General features: G+C 51.9%; 16 protein-coding genes. 9 read left to right on the top strand and 7 right to left on the bottom strand.

Going from position 1 to position 22,955, the window contains the following annotated elements:
* Positions 1-74 precede the first annotated feature (74 nt).
* On the bottom strand, positions 75-1,580 hold the full coding sequence (locus tag AC3CB2_RS00585) for a glycosyltransferase family 39 protein (protein WP_352931560.1): 1,506 nt from the start codon (positions 1,578-1,580) through the stop codon (positions 75-77).
* 84 nt (positions 1,581-1,664) lie between these two features.
* Positions 1,665-2,813 (bottom strand): glycosyltransferase, encoded by a 1,149-nt coding sequence (locus AC3CB2_RS00580; RefSeq protein WP_352931561.1) that lies wholly within the window; start codon positions 2,811-2,813, stop codon positions 1,665-1,667.
* Positions 2,814-3,073: 260 nt separating this feature from the next.
* Here AC3CB2_RS00580 and hisS point away from each other — a divergent pair, with 260 nt between their 5' ends.
* From hisS to AC3CB2_RS00550, 6 genes are all read left to right on the top strand, one after another.
* Positions 3,074-4,594: a histidine--tRNA ligase gene (gene hisS / locus AC3CB2_RS00575; RefSeq protein WP_352931562.1), complete on the top strand. Its 1,521-nt coding sequence runs from the start codon at positions 3,074-3,076 to the stop codon at positions 4,592-4,594.
* Position 4,595: 1 nt separating this feature from the next.
* Positions 4,596-5,717, top strand: coding sequence for an ATP phosphoribosyltransferase regulatory subunit (locus tag AC3CB2_RS00570; RefSeq protein ID WP_425328931.1), 1,122 nt, complete (start codon positions 4,596-4,598; stop codon positions 5,715-5,717).
* Entirely contained in the window at positions 5,717-6,682 is a 966-nt protein-coding gene (gene hisG / locus AC3CB2_RS00565; RefSeq protein ID WP_352931563.1) for an ATP phosphoribosyltransferase, read from the top strand. Before AC3CB2_RS00570 ends, hisG begins: the two co-directional genes overlap by 1 nt.
* A gap of 257 nt (positions 6,683-6,939) precedes the next feature.
* Entirely contained in the window at positions 6,940-11,511 is a 4,572-nt protein-coding gene (locus tag AC3CB2_RS00560; RefSeq protein WP_352931564.1) for a calcium-binding protein, read from the top strand.
* Between the two features lie 314 nt (positions 11,512-11,825).
* Positions 11,826-13,172 carry a calcium-binding protein gene (locus tag AC3CB2_RS00555; RefSeq protein ID WP_352931565.1) on the top strand — a complete coding sequence of 449 codons (1,347 nt, stop codon included), beginning with the start codon at positions 11,826-11,828 and terminating at the stop codon, positions 13,170-13,172.
* A gap of 212 nt (positions 13,173-13,384) precedes the next feature.
* Positions 13,385-14,218, top strand: a complete 834-nt coding sequence (locus tag AC3CB2_RS00550; RefSeq protein ID WP_352931567.1) for a GNAT family N-acetyltransferase — start codon at positions 13,385-13,387, stop codon at positions 14,216-14,218.
* Between the two features lie 59 nt (positions 14,219-14,277).
* On the opposite strand, the gene AC3CB2_RS00545 is transcribed toward AC3CB2_RS00550, so the two are convergent.
* Both AC3CB2_RS00545 and AC3CB2_RS00540 read right to left on the bottom strand, forming a co-directional pair.
* Positions 14,278-14,934, bottom strand: a complete 657-nt coding sequence (locus AC3CB2_RS00545; protein ID WP_352931569.1) for a DNA-3-methyladenine glycosylase I — start codon at positions 14,932-14,934, stop codon at positions 14,278-14,280.
* Positions 14,935-15,094: 160 nt separating this feature from the next.
* The gene (locus tag AC3CB2_RS00540) at positions 15,095-15,868 is read right to left on the bottom strand and encodes a protein phosphatase CheZ (RefSeq protein WP_008552149.1); all 774 of its coding nucleotides are present in this window, start codon (positions 15,866-15,868) and stop codon (positions 15,095-15,097) included.
* Between the two features lie 427 nt (positions 15,869-16,295).
* Here AC3CB2_RS00540 and AC3CB2_RS00535 point away from each other — a divergent pair, with 427 nt between their 5' ends.
* The 3 genes from AC3CB2_RS00535 (at position 16,296) to AC3CB2_RS00525 (ending at position 18,842) form a co-directional block, all read left to right on the top strand.
* Positions 16,296-17,003: a L,D-transpeptidase gene (locus AC3CB2_RS00535; RefSeq protein ID WP_352931571.1), complete on the top strand. Its 708-nt coding sequence runs from the start codon at positions 16,296-16,298 to the stop codon at positions 17,001-17,003.
* Between the two features lie 211 nt (positions 17,004-17,214).
* Positions 17,215-17,982: an adenylate cyclase gene (locus AC3CB2_RS00530; protein ID WP_352931573.1), complete on the top strand. Its 768-nt coding sequence runs from the start codon at positions 17,215-17,217 to the stop codon at positions 17,980-17,982.
* A gap of 359 nt (positions 17,983-18,341) precedes the next feature.
* Positions 18,342-18,842, top strand: a complete 501-nt coding sequence (locus tag AC3CB2_RS00525) for a PEGA domain-containing protein (RefSeq protein ID WP_008552225.1) — start codon at positions 18,342-18,344, stop codon at positions 18,840-18,842.
* Between the two features lie 49 nt (positions 18,843-18,891).
* Here AC3CB2_RS00525 and glcF read toward each other — a convergent pair whose 3' ends face one another.
* The 3 genes from glcF to AC3CB2_RS00510 are packed head-to-tail and all read right to left on the bottom strand — an operon-like array spanning position 18,892 to position 22,940.
* Complete coding sequence (gene glcF / locus AC3CB2_RS00520) at positions 18,892-20,202, bottom strand: glycolate oxidase subunit GlcF (RefSeq protein WP_352931575.1); 1,311 nt, start codon at positions 20,200-20,202, stop codon at positions 18,892-18,894.
* A 3-nt stretch (positions 20,203-20,205) separates the two neighbouring features.
* Positions 20,206-21,405, bottom strand: a complete 1,200-nt coding sequence (gene glcE, locus AC3CB2_RS00515) for a glycolate oxidase subunit GlcE (RefSeq protein ID WP_352931577.1) — start codon at positions 21,403-21,405, stop codon at positions 20,206-20,208.
* A gap of 38 nt (positions 21,406-21,443) precedes the next feature.
* Positions 21,444-22,940, bottom strand: coding sequence for an FAD-linked oxidase C-terminal domain-containing protein (locus AC3CB2_RS00510; RefSeq protein WP_352931579.1), 1,497 nt, complete (start codon positions 22,938-22,940; stop codon positions 21,444-21,446).
* Between the last annotated feature and the right edge of the window lie 15 nt (positions 22,941-22,955).

The following is a 22,955-nucleotide window of genomic DNA, read 5'->3' as shown; positions in this document are numbered from 1 at the left end:
ATCTCCCAATCCAAAAGGTTCAGGAGTACATTTAACAAAGCCTGCAATTTTAACGCAACGGAATCTCAGCCCTCTCAGTTGGATTTCAGGGGCTCTTTGGCTCCTGACAACCGATAGATCCGTACATTTTCAATAGCTGTTTTTCCGAATAATCCCTTATTCTCTCGGGGGATGGTCTCCAGCAGCTCAACCTGATTGAAGTTGTTTTTCAGCTTTTGAGAGCGATCTCTTCTTTCCTCGGTGACATAGAGCATGTCGCTGTTTTCAGGATTTTGGAGATTATCGGGAATCATTGCATAGCGCATTCGCTCAGGAATTCCATAGACTTTAAGGCCTGAAGTCTTGAGTGCGTTCGCCATTTGACCAGTCAAACCATAGCTGGTGGTTGCAACCCAATCGATGTCATTGGCCTTCGCCAACTGCGCAACTTCATCTCCAACCTGCTGCCACCCACGCATCTGGTGGGTTGGGTCTTTTCGGCCAAGGGATGTATTCAGCGGTGTGAACGCATGCACGTAAACCAAAGCAGCGAGGACAACACCAAGCCCCACAGCGGTTGGTGCCAGAGCCTTGAACCAGCGACCGACATTCGCAGGCGGATAAGCTGCTGCGATGCCTGCAAACAGAGCCAGTGTCGGGTACATCGGTGCAGGCCAGTTGCCTTGCACGCGAGAATGAAGCGAATGGAAGAACAGATAGATCAGAAACGGCAGAACTGTCAGCACCAACAAACTGGCAGCATTATCTTGCTTCAGCATCAGGCGGATAACGCGCCATGCTCCGACCATTGCGATGATGAAGACCAACGGATTGAGCAAGCCTGCAACGGCACCAATAAACTCACCGATGTATTTGATTGAGTAGCCTTCAGGGACTGACCGACCAAACTGCTTTACGAAGGAGATCCACTCATGCTGGGAGTTCCAGTAGAGCACTGGAGAGAAGATTGCGATGGCTAGTGCACCTCCAAGCCACAGTTGCCACGACAGCAGATATCTGCGGTTTTCAGGCACCCAGATCAGCCAGAGGATGATGCCTGCGCCAAGGAAAAGCACGGAATACTTAGAGAGGAGACCCAGACCAGCAAAGATACCGACCAGGATCCACCAGTTTGCGTTCTTCGAGACTGACAGTTCCGCCATGCCCCAAAGAGCTAGACCCCAGAAGAAAACCGAGGGCGCGTCTGGAGTGGCGAGGAGAGAGCCGACGCCGATTAGAAGGCTGGCATTGAAGAATAGAACTGTCCAACCAGCGACATGCACATCGTACAGGATCTTGGCTGTTCGCCAGAGGACAAGAGAACCGATGGCCGCGGATAAGATGCTGATGAACCGCACGCCCAGAGCCGTGTCGCCAAACAGCGCCTGACCGAGCCAGATCCAATAAGCCACCATTGGCGGATGATCGTAGTACCCCAGAGCCGGGTATAGCCCCCACAAGCGGTAGTAGGCTTCATCCTCAACCAGATCCACATTCATGCCGGTCACTAACCGTGCCAGAGACAGGACGGCGACAATCAGAATGAGGTTGGTTGGGCGCAACCAAAAGCTCAGGGGCTTTCCTGCGGTGTTATCCTGCATCTATGTGCATTCCTCTGAGAGCATCTGTTTTGGTCGTCAGCATATGGAGAAGCAAAGAACAGTCCTTGCTTCTCGCAGATGTGTTTAGCCTTTGCGCCATGTGAGCGCGTTGGAAACAATGTAGTTCCAGACCGCACCCATGATGGCACCTGCTGCACCAGCAAACCACCAGATTGGCTTGTTCGTGTAGATGAGTTCTGCCACACCAACATTTGCCAAAATACCAAAGCTACAAATCACATAGAATGTGAACAGACCTTTGACCCACGCAAGCCCCTTCAAACGACGGTCACGATAGGTCAGACGGTTGTTGAGGAAGAAGTTCGAGCTCATCGCCACAAAGGTCGCTATCAGCTGTGCAACACCGAATGGCAGACCGAAGAGAGCCAGCAGGATCTTCAGGGCGATGAGGTGAACGACGACACCGGTTCCACCAACCATAGAGTACATGAGGAAGCGAACGGAGATCGTGTCATTAAAGAGTTTGGAGACCAGCAGACCGAGGTAATCCATTGTTACCAGCGTATCGAGCTTGCTCTCGCCGTGCTGGCGTTCGCGGAAGACGAAGGGGAGTTCCTTCACTCGCAGAGCGCCTTTTCCGCTGGCAACGATATCCAACATGATCTTGAAGCCCTGAGACGACAGACGCGGTGCCAGTTCTACAAACCGGTCCCGGCGCAGCATGAAGAAGCCACTCATTGGGTCTGACAGTTCCACTTTCAGGAACTTGCGTGCCAGATTGTTGGCGAGGTTGGAGCCCCATGCACGGACGGAGGACAGACCGGTTCCGACATCCCCACCTTCCACATGGCGCGATGCCACACAGATATCGAAGTTTTGAGAACGGAGCGCTTCCAACATCTTTGGCAGCAGGCTTTCATCGTGCTGAAGGTCAGCATCCATCACAGCTACATACTTGGAGCTGGAGGCCAGCATGCCTTCGATACATGCACCGGACAGACCGCGACGCCCAATACGCTGGATGATGCGCACACGTGGATCTTTTTGCGCAATGTCTGCGGTGACTTGTGAGGTTCCATCTGGAGAATTATCATCAACAACAATAACTTCCCAAGCTACGCCAGCGAGCGCTTTATCCAGCAGCTCAACTACGATCGGGACGTTTTTGCTCTCGTTATAGGTTGGGAGTACAACGGTTAGCTCTGCCGGTCCGGTAACGCGGGCATCGGATTTGCTGATTTCAGTTTGTTCACTATTGGTGTTTGACACCATGATTTCTCCAGTGTGCAGACCTTCCTTCTCATACTTGAGAGAATGGCCCTTCCATTTTTTCGGGCGACCTTAGCCGCTCTTGACGCTATTGCAAGTATTGATTGGGAAATTTGCGCCGGATTGCGTCCCCTTCGCGCCTTGCTCTCCCCTGCTCAATGGGCTAGGAGACTGACAACAGCATACTTACCTTAGAGTGTTCTGAAGAACTTCTACGGGTAGCTTTTGCAACCACCTAATTATTTCATGGATGAGACGGCCTCATGGCAAAAAAGAAAAGTGCCAAGCTCAAAGCTCGTTTGCCGCGCGGATTTGTAGATCGCGGTCCAGCAGAACTGCTGGCAATGGAGCAGATGATCTCTGTTATCAAACAGACCTATGAGCTTTATGGCTTTGAGCCCGTGGAAACTCCAATGTTCGAGTACACTGATGCTCTCGGCAAGTTCTTGCCGGATCAAGATCGTCCGAATGCTGGTGTGTTTTCGCTACAAGATGATGACGAGCAATGGATGAGCCTGCGGTATGACCTGACCGCGCCCCTCGCCCGTCATGTGGCGGAAAATTTCGAAAGCCTGCCAAAGCCTTACCGCAGCTATCGTGCTGGATACGTGTTCCGCAACGAGAAGCCTGGGCCAGGTCGTTTCCGTCAGTTCATGCAGTTTGATGCGGATACCATTGGTGCGCCTTCTGTTTCTGCAGACGCTGAAATCTGCATGATGGCTTCTGACACAATGGAACGCCTCGGCATTTCTCGTGGTGACTATGTGATCCGCGTGAACAACCGCAAGGTTCTGGACGGTGTAATGGAAGTGATCGGTCTTGCCGGTGACGAACATGCAGAAACTCGTCTGACTGTTCTGCGCGCTGTCGACAAACTGGATCGCCTTGGTGTTGACGGTGTGAAAGCCCTGCTTGGTGAAGGCCGCAAGGATGATTCCGGCGACTTTACAAAGGGTGCTGGCCTTGGAGACGCTGAAGCGGAAAAAGTGCTGGCCTTTGTGGAAGCTGGTGGAGAAACCACCGACCAGACCATCGAGAACCTTCGCGGTTTGATCGCAGACAGCAAAACCGGCGCTGAAGGTGTTGAAGAGCTGGCAACCATGGGTAAGCTGTTTGACGCAGCTGGTTACACCGATGGCCGTGTGCTGATCGATCCTTCTGTCGTGCGTGGTCTTGAGTACTACACTGGCCCGGTTTACGAAGCCGAACTCACTTTTGAAGTGAAGGACGAGAAAGGTCGTCCTGTGCGCTTTGGTTCTGTGGGCGGTGGTGGCCGTTATGATGGTCTTGTTTCCCGCTTTATGAGCCAGCCAGTGCCTTCTACTGGCTTCTCCGTTGGTGTTTCTCGCCTGATGGCTGCGCTGACTACTCTTGGCAAGCTTGGTCAGGAAGAGATTGCTGGTCCTGTGGTTGTGTGTGTGATGGACAAGGACATTGATTCCATTGCGCATTATCAGGCTATGGTTCAGGACCTGCGCACAGCGGGCATCCGCGCTGAGATGTACCAGGGTAATCCTAAACAGTTTGGCAAGCAGCTGCAGTACGCTGATAAGCGCAACTCACCTTGTGCCATCATTCAGGGCTCTCAGGAGCGTGAAGAAGGCGAAGTACAGATCAAAGATCTCATTGAAGGCAAACGCCTTTCTGCTGAGATTGAAGATAACAAAACCTGGCGCGAGAGCCGTCCTGCACAGTTTGCTGTGAAACGGGATGAGCTTGTTGCAGAAGTGAAGAAGCTTCTGGCTGCTCAAGAAGAAGATCGCAAAAACCAAAGCGAGAACTAATATGACATTGGGGGATAACCGCAGCATGGCTTTGAGCCAGCTTTTTCGGGATGCCGGTTATGAAGAGGCTACCCCGCCAATCTTACAGCCAGCCGATATCTTTTTGGATCTGGCTGGTGAAGATCTTAGGCGGCGCCTTTTCCTGACTACAGGAGAAGATGGACAAGAGCTTTGCTTGCGTCCTGACTTTACCATTCCGATTGCTCGACATTATCTGGAAACAGGTGAAGCGGGTCGTACTGCGGCATTCTCCTATGTTGGACAAGTTTTCCGACATCGACCTGGGCAACTGGGTGAAACCATGCAGGCTGGTGTTGAATCCATTGGCCGTACGGATCAGGAGCAAGCAGACGCTGATATGCTGGCGCTTGCTCTTGAGGCATCTGCCAGCCTTGGTTTGTCCTCCCCCCGTATTCGCGTAGGTGATGAGGGCTTGTTTACGGCTGTTCTGCAAGCCCTTGAGATTCCAAAGGTCTGGCAGCGTCGTTTGCGCGATGTGTTTGGTGAGCGTGATCGCCTTGATCAGGTTATCAACCGCATGGGTGGCTCTGAAGCGAAACCGGACGCCAAGCTGGGCTTCCTTGCAGCTCTTGAAGGGCGTGACCCGGAAGCTGCTGTGGCCGTGGTTGAAGATGTGCTGTCGCTTGCGGGCATTTCTGCCGTTGGCGGGCGTACAGCTCATGAGATTGCTGAACGCTTCATGGAGCAGGCTGCGCTTTCTGCCGGTTCTGGTATCGACAAAGACGTGATTGATCGTTTGACCGAGTATCTCAACGTGTCTGGTCCTCCGCCAGCCAAAGCGGTTGAAACTTTGCATGGTTTTGCCAAAGAAACAGGCCTTGATCTGGATGCTTCCATTGAGCGTCTAGCCAAGCGTACGGACCTTATGGCAGAGCGTGGCATAGATATCTCAGCACTGGAATACTCCGGTGATTTCGGGCGCCGTCTTGATTATTACACCGACTTTGTCTTTGAAATTCATCATGAATCCAGTGAACATCTGGGACAGGTGATCGGTGGTGGTCGATACAACAAGCTGGTTGAACGTCTTGGCGCGCCAAGCACTGTTCCTGCTGTTGGTTTTACAATCTGGCTGGACCGCGCTGGTGAGGGAGCAAACTGATGAGCTCTAATCTTATTCTTGCTATTCCTTCCAAGGGCCGCCTTCAGGAAATGACCCATGCATTTTTTGCGCGGGCTGGCTTGAAGGTGAAGCGTCCAGGTGGTGATCGTAACTATCGTGGTACGCTGAAGGGCGTGGACGGTGTTGAGATCGCTTTCCTTTCAGCTTCCGAGATCGCCCGTGAGATTGCAGCTGGTACCGTTCACTTTGGCATCACCGGAACGGATCTGGTCAACGAGAACATCGACCGCCCGGAGGAAAAGACCCACATCATCACCGCTCTTGGTTTTGGGCATGCGGATGTTGTGATCGCTGTTCCAACGGCCTGGATTGACGTGTCCACCATGTCCGATCTTGCTGATGTTGCTTCAGATTTTCGGGCGCGGCATGGTCGCCGTCTGCGCATTGCAACCAAGTATGTGAACCATACGCGGCAGTTCTTTGCCGAAAAAGGCATTGCGGATTACCGCATTGTCGAGAGTGCGGGTGCGACTGAGGGAGCGCCTGCGGCAGGGTCTGCAGAGCTGGTTGTCGACATCACTTCAACCGGTTCCACGTTGAAAGCCAACAATCTGAAAATCCCTGAGGATGGTGTCATCGCCAAATCTCAGGCGCACCTTGTGGCGTCCAGAACAGCGAACTGGGATGAAAAAGCGCTTCAAGCAGCTCGCTTGATGCTGGACCGTATCACCGCGCAGGACAACGCTCACAACTTCAAAGAGATGCGGACTGTTGTTACCAATCCGGCAGGTGTTCTGGAGAAAGTGGCAGGGCTTGGCTGTGTGGCTCCGTTTGGAATCGAAGGCTCTTCTTTGATCCTGCACTGCCCTGCTTCCAGAGTTCCCGAATGTGCGGATAAGTTGCGCGAGGAAGGGGCACAAATGGTGACGGTGACGCCGCTGGAGTATGTCTTCCACACGGCAAACCCGCTTTTTGAGCCTCTGGCACAAAAAGTCGCAGGCTAATCCTTAAATCACTGAGAAATCTTTGAAAACGCACCTCTGACCGGGGTGCGTTTTTTATTGCGTTGATTTGCGTTACTTAGGAGAAATCTGCGCGTTTATGTTTCTTCTGCTTAGTTACAGTAGTTTCAAAATACTTATCCATCCAATTTATGTAAACTTCGCAGTATCTCTGAGTCACCTAGACACAACCTTGGGGTGCATATCTTCGATGTGCGCAATGCATATATTTAAATATTTATGAAACTCGAGGAAAACAGATGGCTGCAGATAAAATGCCTCTCGAAGGCGACAACAGCTACGGTTTCAAGCGTGGTGTAGGCAAGGACTACTTTGGGGGAGCTCCTGGCATCACCACCATTCGTTTTGATGGTGACCTCACACTGAGTGATTTCAAGATTCGCCTAGAAGGTGGCGATCTGGTTTTTTATCTTATCGATCCGGCCAACCCAAACCAGCCACTGAGCGAGATTGCCGATGTCTTCTACTTCGACAACTGGATCGCAAACGATCATGGCATCGAACGGTTTGAGTTTTCTGATGGGACCACTCTGTCGAAATTTACAGTTCAAAGTGACGGCCGACTAAAACTCTATGGCTCCGATGGGGATGATACCTTTGTCGGAACTTCTGGCAGAGATGAAATTTACGGCAGTGAAGGCGCTGATACAATTGATGGTAAGGGCGGTACTGATATCATCAACTACCTCCTGTCAGACGCGGGTGTGACCGTTAATCTTGCAACAGGCCAAGGTTCTGGTGGTTACGCTGAAGGCGATCAGATCTCGAACGTCGAGTCTATCATTGGCTCTTACCATGACGACGTTCTGATTGGCGATGATGGCAATAACAACCTGTTTGCACAAAACGGTAATGACCATTTGGAAGGCGGTGGCGGTGATGACTGGCTCAACGCCTATGGCTCAGGTGCAGACTACCTTGATGGTGGTTCCGGAAACGACACGGTACGCTATCGCTGGTCCCGATCTGGCGTCACTGTCGACCTGACTGATCAGTCAAACAATGCAGGAGACGCTGCTGGTGATGTCTACGTCTCCATCGAAAACGTCATGGGTAGCAATAGCTATGATGACCACATCACCGGCGATGCTGGCGACAACAAAATCTGGGGCTACGGCGGCAACGACACCCTTGATGGCGGTGATGGCAACGACACTATCCTTGGCGGCAATGGAAACGACGTCCTGAAAGCCGGTAATGGTGACGATTATCTCGATGGCGGCGCCGGAGACGATGCGTTCCATTACGGTGAAGGCACCACCACTTTCCGCTATGACCTTGGCGATGGCAACGACATCATTCATGTCAACCACGATGTAGATGCTTCTTATAATGACAAAGTTGTCTTTGGCCCAGGTATCTCCCCAGCCGACGTTACAGTTACGCGTCAAGGAGAAGGCACAGACAAGTACGGTGATGAACGCGACAATCTTGATCTCCTGCTGACGTTCAAAGATGGCGGTACATTGCTCATCAAGGAAGCTTTCTTCTATGGACCGAATGGCTTTGCCTTCGGAGAACTCCATTTTTCAGATGACACTATCTGGAACTGGGAAAGCTTCAACAAGATGCGCTTTGAAAACGCAGGGGATGAAGGTGAAGAACTCGCTGGAACCTTGGGCAATGACGTGATTGATGGCCGGGGTGGTGACGACAAAATCGACGGTTACTCCGGTGACGATCATCTCATTGGCGGTGCAGGAAATGACACACTCCAAGGACATGACGGGGACGATCACCTTGAAGGTGGTGCCGGCAACGATAAGCTGAGTAGTTCCGCTGGTAACAACATCCTTGATGGGGGAGACGGCAACGACACCTTCTTTAGCATCACTTATGGTGAAGATCAGATCCTCGGTGGAAGCGGAGATGACACCATTTATGCAGTAACTGGCACATCCGTTATCACCGGTGGAGAAGGTGATGATACAATCAACGTTTCAACTGCTGAAGTTACAGTTCATTATGACCTTGGTGATGGCAATGATATTGTCGATTTGTGGTATCCAGAAAAGACACACCATAAAAATCACAAGATCATTTTTGGCTCTGGCATCTCACCAGATGAAGTAACTGTTATGCGTGTCGGAGAAGGCACCGATGCAAATGGTAATAGCCGCGATGATCTCAGCCTTCTGCTAACCTTTAAGGACGGCGGTACACTGCTCATCAAAAACGTTTTCTATTATGGGCCAACACATCTCAACTTTAGTGAGTTTCAGTTTTCAGACGGCACTGTCTGGAACTGGGAGTTCTTCAATAAGATGCTCTATGAAAATGCCAGTGATGCAGACGATTATCTCGTAGGAACCTTGGGTGATGACACAATCCACGGCCTCGGCGGAGATGACGAGATTCTCGGTCATTCCGGTAACGACCATCTCATTGGAGGTGAAGGAAACGACGATCTCTTCGGCGGAGAAGGAAATGACCACTTGGAAGGCGGCGTTGGTGAAGACAAACTAACCGGCTGGTCGGGCAATAACATCCTCGATGGAGGAGATGGCAACGATACAATTCACAGCGACACTGATGGAGTAGACCAGATCATTGGCGGGAGCGGTGATGACACAATTTTTGTCAGGTATGGGTCTGCAGTTGTAAATGCTGGTACAGGCGATGATAAACTTGATATCTCGCTGGCAGATGTCACTCTTCACTACAACCTAGGGGACGGGAATGACGTTGTTGATTTTTGGTACCCAGAAAAACTGAAGAATGAAAATCATAGGTTGGTTCTTGGCGAGGGTATCTTGCCAGATGAGGTTGTAATCACACGGACGTCGGCCACCTCAACCAGTCTTCTATTGACCTTTAAAGATGGCGGAACGTTGCATCTGGGTCAGGTCATGGACCGATACACTTTGCGCTCAGATTTCGGTGAGATCGAGTTTGCTGATGGTACGGTCTGGAACTGGGAGAACATCAACCTGAAGCTTCAAGAGCACATTGGTGACGGAAACGATGTTGTTGGAGGAACCTCCGGTAATGACATCATTGATGGCATGGGCGGAGATGACACCATTTATGGTGGAGCAGGTGATGATGTCCTCTCAGGAGGAGATGGAAACGACGACCTAAAAGGTGGCGCAGGGAATGATCAACTCAGCTCCGGTAAAGGAGATGACTACCTTGATGGTGGTGATGGTGACGATGTCCTCGCAGCCAACGGTATAGGAAGTGCCCAACTTCATGGCGGTAATGGCGATGATACCCTCTATCACATACAGGGCTCATCAATCATAAGCGGCGGAAATGGTGACGATACCATCCATTACTTTGGTGGCGATATCATAGTTCAATATGGCATCGGCGATGGCAATGACATCATTCATGCAGGTGGACTTGCAGGCCCCAACAGCAAGCTCATGCTTGTGGGAGTAAAGCCGGATGAAGTCCTGTTAAGGTATGCGGGAAGTGACTCAATTGAGTTTACTTTCAGCGATGGTGGTACATTGCTTCTTGAAAACGGCTTTTTCCAATCATCAGAAAAGCTGTTGTTCAGCGAAATTCAGTTTCTTGATGGAACAGTCTGGACTTGGGACGACGTCAACCAAAAGCTCATCGACAGTGCACCAGCCCACGCTGTAGATCATGGAGTGACCGAAGGTAATGACACCATCAATGGTACGGTTGACGGTGATATTATCAAAGGCCTTGCAGGCGATGATGTAATTGACGGCGGGGCTGGAAGAGACTTCATTTTTGCTGGAGACGGCAACGACACCGTCAAAGGAGGAGATGGCAAGGATATACTTAGTGGTGGCGACGGAGATGATCACATTTCTGGTGGCGCCGATGATGATAATATCAACGGTGGTGCAGGAGACGATCAAATCTTCGGTGGCGAAGGCAACGACTACCTCTCTGGTGGAGAGGGAGATGATATCATCAAAGGCGGCGCCGGGAACGACCAGCTTAGCGGCGGCGCTGGTAATGACACCCTTGATGGAGGTGATGGCGATGATGTCATTTCAGCCAATCATGACGGGAATAGCACGCTTATAGGTGGAGCTGGAAACGACAAGTTCTACACGCTTCCATCACCGACGCTGTCTAACTTTGTAAAAGTTGAAGGTGGAACCGGGGATGACATCCTTGAGTACATCGGCGGTGAAGTTTCATTCCATTATGACCTTGGAGATGGCAATGATACAATCCGTACAAGTAGTGTGTTGAACCCACACAGCAAGATTGTATTTGGAGAAGGCATTTCACCAGATGAAGTCGCGATAGAGCGACTGGGTAATACTGAAAGCAGCTGGTCTGGCCTCCAATACACCTTCAAAGACGGTGGTAGCATAGTCATCACGACCGCGTTCACCAGCACTCCAGGCGAACTACAGTTTGGTGAGATGCAGTTCGCAGACGGCACTGTTTGGAACTGGGAAGACATTCACAAAAAGCTTCTGGAAACCGCAAGTGATGAAGGTGAAATCCTTTGGGGCACGAATGGCAATGACACCATTAACGGCCTTGGTGGAGATGATGTCATTGATAGCGTTGATGGTGATAACCAGATTAATGGTGGAACTGGAAACGACATTATCACCAGTGGTTATGGAGATGACACAATCATATTCGGAGACAACTTCGGAAATGACACACTCATCGATTTTCATGTTGGTGAAAGCTCACGAGACATCATACAATTCTCAGATGGTGTGTTTAAGAGCTTCGAGGATGTGATGTCTGCTGCTCGTCAGGAAGGCTTAGATACAGTCATTCAACTTGATGAGGACAACTCAATCACTCTCCAACATGTCAACGTTTCGCATTTACATGCTGATGACTTCGCATTTGTCTCTTGATTTTTGCGTATAGCACTCAACTTCGAAGCCTCGGCACTACAGTGCCGAGGCTTTTTCTTAACCACATACTGTAAATTAAGACGAGAACCTCTCCAGCCGTTTTGAATAGTCTTTACATCCCAAATTGCGATGCACCATGCGAAAGAAACTTCCCTATAAGTTATTGTGAGCTTTAATAATTCTTCAAATCAACAAGACTGAGCATTTGCATTTCTTATCTAACTCAGGGTCAGCCATACGCAATCATGAGCTGCATAAATATTATGTGCAGCCTGCACATTTATAAAACTTTATGAAACTCTAGGATTGTGGCCATGAAATTCCAATTCGGAAAATACGATGACAACTTTTCCAGTAACAGCCCTGAAGATGACATTGTCTGGGCTGCTGGAGGCAATGACACCATACATATGGCATTTGGTAACAACACACTCTACGGGGAAGCTGGGAATGACAGCCTAAGTGGTGGAGAAGGAGATGATTACCTGGATGGTGGCACTGGGGATGACATTTTGTCTGGTGGTGCCGGGCACAATACTTACTTCTTCGACAGAGGCTATGACAAAGACGTTATTAAGGATACTTTGGGCAGTGATGTCGTGAAGTTTGGTGCCGGCATAACAATGGATAACATCAGGATTGCTGCCGGCGGACCTGATAACAAAGATCTGAAGATTTACCTTATTGATCCATCAAATCCAGACCAGCCCTTCGATGAGATTGCAGATGTTCTGACAATTGAGAATGGTGTGAGCAATCAAATCTTGGCTGGTCAGTTTGTGTTTGATGATGGTTCGACATTGCCAAAATTCGAAGTCCATGAAGATGGAAGCCTCAGGTACTTTGGTACTGATGAAGACGACACTTTCGTCGGCTCTGATGCAGACGAAGAGATTTACGGAAGCGCTGGCATCGATATTATCGATGGCGGTGGTGGTCGTAATGCCATCAGATACAACAATTCTGCCGAAGCAGTATCAGTCAATCTGGCGACTGGTGAGATGTCCGGTGGCGATGCCGAAGGTGATCAGCTCACGAACATAAGCCAAGTATTCGGATCTGAACATAATGACACAATCATTGGCGACGACAATAATAACGGCCTTTATGGTCTTGATGGTGACGACCATCTGGAAGGCGGTGGCGGCGACGACTGGCTGAACGCTTACGGGTCCGGTTCTGACTATCTCGATGGCGGTTCCGGTAATGATACTGTTCGCTATCGCTGGTCTGAAGCTGCAGTAACAGTCGATCTTGCAGATCAGGCTAACAACACTGGCGATGCTGCTGGCGATACCTATATTTCCATTGAAAATGTCATGGGAACAGACAAGTTCGATGACATCATTATTGGAGATGCCGGCAACAACAAACTTTGGGGTTATGGCGGTAACGACACCCTTACAGGTGGTGACGGCGATGATACATTCCTGTTTGAAACCAACTTTGAACACGACACCATCACAGACTTCACTGCTGGTGCTGGTTCAGATGACACGATCCGTTTCACCGAGGGTAGCTTCGACAGCTATGCTGATGTAATTGCAGCAGCGAGCCAATTCGGTGCTGACACCATCATTCAACTCGATGATGACAATTCGATAACTCTTCAGAACGTTTCTGTTGCAGATCTTCATGCAGATGACTTCGACTTCATCTAAGTGATTGGCGACAGCCTCTTTGCGAAGCCTCGGCGTGATGCGCCGGGGCTTTTTTTGTGGGGCGAGCCGGAATGGCATAGCTGCTTGTGGGGAGTGGCTGGTGGGTAACAGCGGTTGGGGGACTTGGCGGATGGGTGGGCTTTTTCTTGATAAGCCTGAGGGATTTCAATAGCTATGTTTTGATTTCGAGTAATGGATTGAAGGTAAGCGGTATGCGTGATGAACGGGATTTGGCGGAGACACTGGGGGTGCAGAGCAATCTTCTTGTTGGGCGGGGTGTGAGTGAGATTGAGGCTCATCCGGACCGGATTGTTCTGCGCATGCCAGAGGAGCCTTTTTGCTGGTCGGGGAATATGGTTTTCTTCCGGGGTGATAAGGTGGATCCGGAAGCGCAGATCGCTCAGTTCCGTAAGGATTTTCCGAAGGCTGCGCATACCATGTTTGGTTGGGATACGCCGGATATGATAATCGGAGCGGAGCATTCGGCTTTCACGGATCTTGGGTATGAGCTTGAGCAGATGGATGTTCTGAGTCTGACCGGACCGCTCAACCGATCTGCAGTTCCAGATGGGATCGTGATCCGCCCAATCATCTCTGAGGAAGATTGGGAGCAGGTCATTGCCCTTCAGATAGATACAGCTGTTGAGCAAGGCTATGATCGCGACAGTTTTGGGTCGTACACGCGCACCCGATTTGAAGCGCGTCGTCGTCAGGTTCAGGAAGGATCGCTGAACTGGTTTGGCGCGTTCGATGGAGACCTGCTGGTCGCAGATCTGGGCATTTACCGTGATGCGGTTGTTTCGCGGTTTCAGGAGGTTGAGACACGTCCAAGCCATCGCAAGCGCGGTATCTGTGCGGCTTTGGTGACTGTAGGTGTGGATTGGGCGAAAGCGGAGTATCCAGCAACTGTGCCGGTGCTGCAGGCTTTCAGTGATGGCCCAGCGGGACGGATTTACCGGCGCTGCGGGTTTGAGCATCGTGAGACGCTCGTAATGGCTATTCTTCCGCCTCAGGGGACTTATGAGCGCCCTGAGGAAGATGCCTAACAGGCGGTGTCAGAGGGGAGAGATCCCCTCCTGCTTGCCCGTTGGCCTTATAATGCTCTTTACGCCTTTACAGGACGTTCCAAGGCTTCTCGTTTGGCTTCCACCACTTCGCGGCAGCAACAGCCTTCCAGATGGTCGTTGACCATTCCCATAGCTTGCATGAAGGCGTAGACGGTGGTTGGGCCGACGAAGGACCAGCCGCGTTTTTTGAGGTCTTTGGAGATGGCTGTTGAGATCCCCGTTTTACCCAGTTGGCGCAGGTTGGCATAATCGCAAACGTCCGGGCGCTGATCCGGGGTTGGTTCCCACTTCCAGAAGTAAGCCGCGAGGGAGCCGAACTCTTCGCGCATTTCCAAGGCACGGTTGGCATTGTTGATGGTGGAGGTGATCTTACCGCGATGGCGGATGATGCCCTCATCTTTCACAAGACGTTCGATATCGTTCTGCGTGAACTTCGCGACTTTCTCAAAATCAAAACCAGCAAAGGCAGCGCGGAAGTTTTCGCGTTTGCGCAGGATAGTAATCCAGGATAGGCCGGACTGGAAGCCTTCAAGGCAGATCTTCTCAAACAAACGAATGTCGTTGGTGACCGGATGGCCCCATTCATTGTCGTGATAGGCCTGATAGAACGGGTCTCCGCCATGCCACCAGCAGCGGTCCTTGCCGTCTTCTCCGCGGATCAGTCCTTCAGCAATCGGTTCTGAGCTCTGGTCCATTGCCCTGCCCTTCTTGTCAATTTTTCTTTGCGCATCGGTATCACCACAAACAGGTATCTGCCTGCTCATAAAACGCGCCAAAATGTTTATGTTATGTTCTCATATAAAGCATTGGCTTGCCGAAATAGCAAGCCATCTGCATCTATCTTTTTTGAGAGGATCAGTCGAACAGGGCGTCGATGTCATCCTGAGTGACGGTGCCTGCTTCCACATCCAGAGCCGGACCATGGAGAAGAGCTGAGTCGTCACCTTCTTTTTCCGCATTGATGCGATCGCTGATTTCCTTGAAGCTTTCAATGCCGCCCCAGATCTCGATCATGCGGATGATGCGCTCTTCCACGAAGGAAAGCGTGTTCACCACTTTACTGATGCGCTGGCCAGTCAAATCCTGGAAGTTACAGGCTTCGAAGATGGACACCACTTGCTCGTGAATATCGGTAACCAGACCTTCGTGCTCAGATGGAACCATCGGCATAACGGTGGCTGCGCTCTGGTCGATGACTTCGGCTGCGGACAGGATTTGTTCAGTCGCCCCTTCTGTACCAGAAACGATCGCGCCTAGCTCCAGCGTTACACGGCCACGTTCGTCGTTATCGACGCTGGCTTTGTTGTGGAGGGCAGCAATTTCAGTTTTGGTTTCGGCAATGGCTTCGTAGATGGCGTCCAGCTCGCGCTTGAGCTTGGCTGCTTCGCCGATCTCTTCACGCAGCTCTTCCGCAACGCGGCGCGAGAGTTCCTGTGGGTCTGTGTCTGGCGAGCTCAGCATTTCCTTCAGGCTGGCTATTTCTTCCATCACCTGCTGGTGGCGCGCGGCCTCACCATTATCCTGGATTGGCGATCCAATCTCGGCACGTGCATTGTGCGCTCCGAACTGAGCCTCCGCACGAAAGGTTTTTCTTACAACTGACATCCCAACCCCGAACTCATGAAGCATAACTGCTTCTTACTGAAAGCCACATCGCTGCTTTTCCTGCCCAACGATGCGCCCTCTTTGTTTGCCGCCTTACCTTTTTGCAAACTGGCACAGGTTTGCGAAAGGAGGCCATAAATTACAGATATTAAACAGCATTCCCGGTCACAGACGCGCTCATGCACCCATAGGTTTTAATGGGTACGATTCGCAATCCTGCACTCGGGCTATCTCTCACATACTTCTTAGAGTGTTAATTATTACCTTAGATTTATCAGCATTGATTTTTAAGGATAATTTTGGCGTTTTCGCCGCACAACTCGGTAACAATCGGTTAACCTTAGTTTGAACTCGCATAAATAACATTGATAATTTTAACGATTGCTAGAGTTGCAAGTTCTAGGTTTTCCCGCAGGCATCGGGCCATTGGCAAGGACCAAAGGAGCGTGGAATGTTCGGGGCATCGGTAAAAGGTAAAGCAGGCTGGCTTGTCACCCTGTTGAGTACGGCTGGATTGGTTTGCGCGTTGGGTACAGCTGCACAGGCAGAGTACAAACCACGTGCGTCTGCACCTCCTCTTGTGCTTAGTCCGGACCTTTCCAATCCATGGGTTGTGCAAATCCCACGCTCTCAGGCAAAGGCCGTTCAGAACCTGCGTGGTTCGGCCAAGCAGAAGAAGAAGCGCACGACGTCTAACCGATACAGTCGCCGTATTCCGAAGCAGTTTTTGCCGACAACCGTCAGCTACAACACCTCTTATGCACCTGGTACCGTGGTCATTGATACCACATCACGATATCTTTACCTGGTGCAGGCCAATGGAAAAGCGCGTCGTTATGGTGTTGGTGTGGGGCGACCGGGCTTTGAATGGGCGGGGGTTCACAAGGTAACCCGCAAGCGGGAATGGCCAGATTGGCGCCCGCCGGCAGAGATGCTGAAACGCCAACCAAACTTGCCGCGTTACATGCCGGGTGGTCCGCGTAACCCATTGGGTGCACGTGCTCTTTATCTTGGTTCTACGCTTTACCGTATTCACGGTTCCAACGAGCCGTGGACAATTGGGCAAGCTGTTTCTTCCGGCTGCATTCGTATGCGCAACGAAGATGTGGCGGAGCTCTACAACATGGTTCCTGTTGGCGCAAAGGTCTATGTCCGCTAGGTATGTGCCTTTGTTGCATTCCTGTCTCGTGGAACATAAGATAAGGCAACAACTTCAAGTTGCTTGCCTTACCCCAGCTATAGGCAAAGCAGCATAAAAGACGGGCCTGTTTGAATGCAGGCACCGGACCAATGAATGTGCCGTCGCTACCATCTGAATGAGGGAGAGCTTTTCCCCCAGGCCACACCGATGTGTTTTGGGAGTGCTGCGCATGAGTGCCAAGAAGAATGGACTAGTCACCAGCAAAGACGAAGTGGTTGCGACCCTTTCCAGCATTTTGTCCAGCCCCAACTTCAGGCGAAGCCCGAAGCTGACAGCACTTCTTACGTTTCTTGTTGAACGCAAACTCTCCCGGCAGGAAGATGATCTGAAGGAACAGATTATTGGCCAGAAGGTTTTTAATCTGCCTGATGGATTCAATCCGCGAGAGAACCCGATTGTTCGTGTGAACATATCCCGTTTACGGACACTTCTGCGTGCCTACAACGAAGAGAATCCTAACGCGCACCATGTACAGATCCGGCTGCCTGATATGGGCTATGTGCCGGTGTTTGAGTGTTTGCAGCCGGCTGTTCCTTCAGAGACCTCAACAGATAGTGGTGCTTCCGAGACTGTTGCTGAAGAGCGGTCACCCATTGAGCTGCTTGATGAACCGCTCAACTCAGAAGACATCAGCCAGATCCGCGTGGTTCTGGAAGATTGTCTGAAGGATCAGAGCAGCCCGCTGAACCGGTATACGCTTGCTGCCATCGCTCTGGGTTGTTTTGCTAGCATCCTCAGCCTGCTGCTACTGGCGCATGAGACCGGCCTCGTTTTTGCCGAGGACACTCCGGCAGTTGTTGCATCCACCACACCTCCTGAAATCACAGAGGATGCTATGCCTCCAGCGATTGCAAAGGAGTTGCGCCATATTGAGGGCGAGTTGGGCGGCAACGTGATCTGCAAAATGAAGTCAGCGCGGGACAAACTGGCTGAGTAAATATAAAGCAGATGTCGCCAGCATAGACTTCTCATAGACATGATCTGCGCCGAGATCAGTTGTCGCCCACTTGCAATTTAGCCTTTCGGTGGGTGCCTTTTGTGCAGCTTCAATTTGCTGAACTACAGAGGCTTGCATTGCCCCTCAGCCAATCCATTCGATTTTGGGGAGACGGTAGAACTTAGTAGATTTTCACCTCTGAAATCATTGACTTAACATATTCCTTTTCAGGAGTTGCCTGAAACTGTGAAAGGCAGAAAATCAACTCATACGTGCATTGGGAATCAAATTTCTTAGGTTTGCATGTCCCCCACGATGCCAAAGGTATCGGTTCAATTTTCTAAGGCGGGAATATTGAGATGAAGACGACTTTCTTGATTGCATCATTTCTTACAGCAGGTCTTGTCCTTTCAGGATGCGCCAGTGTCACACGTGGTATGAGTGAAAAAGTCAAAATCTATGCCTCTCCAGAGGATGCAGAGATCTCAACGGACATTGGAATGACCTGTAGTTCCTCGCCTTGCACACTCAAGGTTTCACGCAAAGAAAAATTCAACGTTACTGTTTCCAAAGAAGGTTACAAAACGCAGAAAGTGCATGTCACCACGGAAGTTGCGGGAAGCGGTGCAGCAGCCATGGCAGGCAATGCGCTGATTGGAGGTGTGATTGGCGTAGGCGTGGACGCATATACCGGCGCGATGCTGAATCACAAACCGAACCCGGTTCTCGTTGAGCTCAAGCCAATAAATCCAGCAAATCCTAATACCCCTGCCGGCGATCTTTCACATATCCGGAAAGAGTATGAAGAAGCAGAAAAGGCTCATCAGGAGAACGTTTTACGTCGGGGTGGTGGTGTCTGATCCGCAAATCCCTCTCAAGCCTACTTGAGAGGGATTTAGATTAGCATGCTTACATCTTACCCAATTGCACCGGCTTAGGGCCGCCATAGGCCCAGTCCAGAAGCTCGATGCTATGGATGACAGGGATTTGGGTACCGCTGGAGATTTGGGTGATGCAGCCGATGTTGCCGGTGGCGACAAGATCTGGGTGTGTGGCTTCCAGATTGCCGACCTTTCGATCTCGCAGAGCTGTTGCGATTTTGGGCTGCATGATGTTGTAGGTGCCCGCTGAACCACAGCAGAGGTGTCCTTCCAGCGGTTCCTTTACGGTAAAGCCCGCATTCTGGAGCAGCTTTTTCGGTTGCCACGTGATCTTCTGACCATGCTGCATGGAGCAGGCAGAGTGGTAGGCAACGGTTAGTTCCTCCTGAAGCTGGGTTTCGCCCAGATCCTGTTCAATCAGAAACTCCACGATATCCTTCGACATCTCAGAGATCTTTTGCGCCTTCTCTGCATATTCCGGATCATCACGCAGCATGAAGCCGTAATCCTTGATGGTCGTGCCGCAGCCGGACGCGGTGATGATGACAGCATTAAGCCCCTCACCTTCCATCTCTCTCATCCATGCATCGATGTTGGTTTTGGCCTGCTCGTTGGAAGCTTCTTCCTTGCCCATATGATGCACCAGAGCACCGCAGCAGCCTTCTCCCTTTGGGAACACGACTTCATAGCCGATGCGGGTCAACAAGCGTGTGGCTGCATCGTTGATGGACGGCGCGAGTACGCTTTGGGCACAGCCCTTCAGGATCGCGACACGGCCCTTTTTCTGCACTTTAGGGGCAACGCTCTCCTGCCCGACAAACTGGGAGGGCATAGGTGATTTGGTTGGCGCGAGAGCCAGCATTGCGCCCAGTTTTGCGAGGGTACCACCGCATTTCTTCATGAGGCCAGCAAACGGGCGGCCATAAAAAGCTGCTGCAATTGCCAGACGGAAGCGGCCCGGTTTGGGCAGGATGGCTTGTAGGACAGATCTGAGCAGCCGGTCCTGCAGCGGACGCTTGTAGGTTCGCTCAATGTGGATGCGGGCATGATCCACCAGATGCATGTAGTTCACACCTGATGGACAGGTGGTCATGCAGGAAAGGCACGACAGGCAGCGATCGAGATGCTTGACGGTTTTGGCGTCAGCCGGGCGATCATTTTCCAGCATTTCCTTGATGAGGTAGATACGACCACGGGGGCTGTCCAGCTCATCCCCCAGCAGCGCGAAGGTTGGGCAGGTTGCGGTACAAAACCCGCAGTGCACACACTTGCGCAGGATCTGTTCGGAGACGGCAGTTGCACTGTCTTTGAGTTGTTCTGGCGTGAAGTTGGTTTGCATGAACTAGATCCCCGCGTACATACGGCCCGGGTTGAGGATGTTATGCGGATCGAACTGGGCTTTCAGGCGTTTGGAAAGCCCCATCAATGTTTCCGGCTGAGGCTGGAACACATCGACATCCGCACGCAGTTCTGCACTTGCGCGCAACAGTGTGGCGTGACCGCCTCCATTTTCAGCAATGAGACGACGGAGCGGCACATCATGCGGTTCATCGCCCTGCATTTCCACCCAGACAAGGCCGCCTGCCCAGTCCATCATCCAGCGGATGGCGAAGCGCTTTTCCAGCTCAGCAATCACTTTGTGTCCAGCTGTCGGACTCACCGAGATTTTCCAGAGCGGTTTACTGCTGCCGGCAAACGGGATGAGATCTCGCAGATCACCCCATGTTTTGCGGGAGGCCTGCCCTTCGATCAGCTCCTGCGACGGGAAGCGTTTCAGGATGCTGCGGAGCTTATCCAATCGGTAGTCGATGGAGACGGGAATGCCTTCCAACCTGAGCAGAGTGATGGAATGCTCCTGCGAGAGTGGGCAGAAGCCGTGAGGCAAGTGAGCTGCGGAGGAGACCTCAGCAGAGGAGCCCATCGCCTCAGACATGGCCTGTGCAGCTTCCTGCGGTGTAAGGCCCAGCAGAACAAAGGTGCATTCTTTGGCTGCTCGGGGCAGCACTTTAATGGAGAAGCTCGTAGCGACCGCCAGCGTACCCCATGAGGAGCAGTAACCGCGGGAGAGGTCATAGCCCGTCACGTTTTTTACGACGCGGCCACCAGCCTTGAAAATCTCCCCACGGCCAGAGACCGCTTCCAGACCAAGCACATGATCGCGTGCAGCGCCTGCTTTGAGGCGGCGGGGGCCGGACAGGTTTGTTGCGAAAACACCACCGATGGTGCCTGACTGCGCTGGTGCGCCTAATACCGCGCTGAGATTGGCAGGCTCAAACGGTAGTTCCTGATTGTGTTCCTTCAGCAGAGCCTCAACCTCTTGCAGAGGCGTGCCAGCCTTGACGGTGAGTACCAGTTCAGCTGGTTCGTAGTCGACAACGCCGGTGATGCCATCAACGCGCAGAGTATGCGCGGACTGCACCGCCCTGCCCCAGTTGCGTTTGGAGCCGCTGCCGATCACTTCCAGTGGGGTTCGTTCAGCGGCAGCCCATTTGACAACCGCTTCCAGCTCCTCAGCTGTGGTTGGGTGGAAACCCTCTCCCATGGTTTCGTCCTGTTCTGTCTTTTCGTCTCGCGTTTTATCTAAAAACGCGGAATATCCGGGAATGGCAGTTGGCCCTGATGCACGTGCATGAAGCCGAGCTCTGCGCAGCGATGCAGAACCGGGAACATCTTGCCCGGATTGAGAAGCTGCTTTTCATCAAACGCACACTTCACACGCTGCTGTTGCTTGAGATCGTCTTCTGAGTACATCTCCGGCATGAGATCGCGTTTCTCGATGCCGACGCCATGTTCTCCGGTCAGTACGCCGCCCACTTTCACGCAGAGGCGCAGAATGTCTGCCCCAAACTCTTCTGCTGCGGCCAGCTCTCCCGGCTGGTTCGCATCATAGAGAATGAGTGGATGCAGGTTTCCATCACCAGCGTGAAACACGTTGGCGACGCGTAATCCGTGCTTTTCGCTCAGTTCCTGCATCTCCTGCAGAACTTGTGGCAGTGCTGCGCGTGGAATGGTGCCATCCATGCACAAATAGTCCGGCGAGATACGGCCAACTGCAGGGAATGCCGCTTTGCGTCCAGCCCAGAACGTGTTGCGTTCGTCCTCCGACTGGGACACGCGCAGGTACGAGGAGCCGTTCTTTTCTGCAATAGTGCTGACACGCTCAAGCAAATCATCGACTTCCGCTTCCGGGCCGTCCAGCTCCACGATCAACAGCGCATCCACATCCAGCGGATAGCCCGCATGTACGAAGTCTTCAGCGGCATCGATGGCGAGCTTATCCATCAACTCCATGCCGCCGGGAATGATACCCGCGCCGATGATATCAGCAACGCATTTGCCGGCTTGCTCAGAAGTTGGGAAGCCGATCAGCGCAGCTCGCGCGGTTTCCGGCTTTTGCAGAACACGGACGGTGACTTCTGTGACGACAGCGAGCAGGCCTTCTGAGCCTGTGAGCAGAGCCAGCAAGTCGTAAGCCTCAGAGTCCAGATGCTTACCGCCTAAACGGATCACCTCTCCGGTGATAAGCACGATCTCCAGGCCAAGCAGGTTGTTGGTGGTCAAACCGTATTTCAGCGAGTGCACGCCACCTGAGTTTTCTGCAATGTTGCCGCCGATGGAGCAGGCAATCTGTGAGGAAGGATCGGGCGCATAATAGAAGCCATCAGCCTCCACGGCCTTGGTAATCCCCAGATTGGTCACACCCGGCTGGGTCACAACCGCCCGATTTTGCAAATCGATTTCCAAAATGCGGTTGAACTTCATCATGGAGAGCAGAACGCCATCTTCGAGCGGTAATGCACCTCCAGACAGGGACGTTCCGGCACCGCGCGGCACCACCTTCACATCATTATCGTAACAGTACTTCAGGACACGTGAGACCTGATCCACGGTCTCCGGCAGGACCACCACAAGCGGAAGCTGACGATACGCTGTAAAGGCATCCGTCTCATAAGGGCGCATCTCAATCTCATCGCAGATAACGCCTTCTCCTGGCACGATTTTTTGCAAATCAGCCACGATCCTGGAGCGCTTGTTTAATGTCTCCTGCGACGGTTTTGGCATCGCAATCGCTGCCATCAGGCCTCCCTCCTG

It is taken from the genome of Pseudovibrio sp. SCP20, from assembly GCF_057774105.1.
Note: the sequence above shows the minus strand (reverse complement) of the source record. Positions and strands in the feature narration are given on the sequence as shown.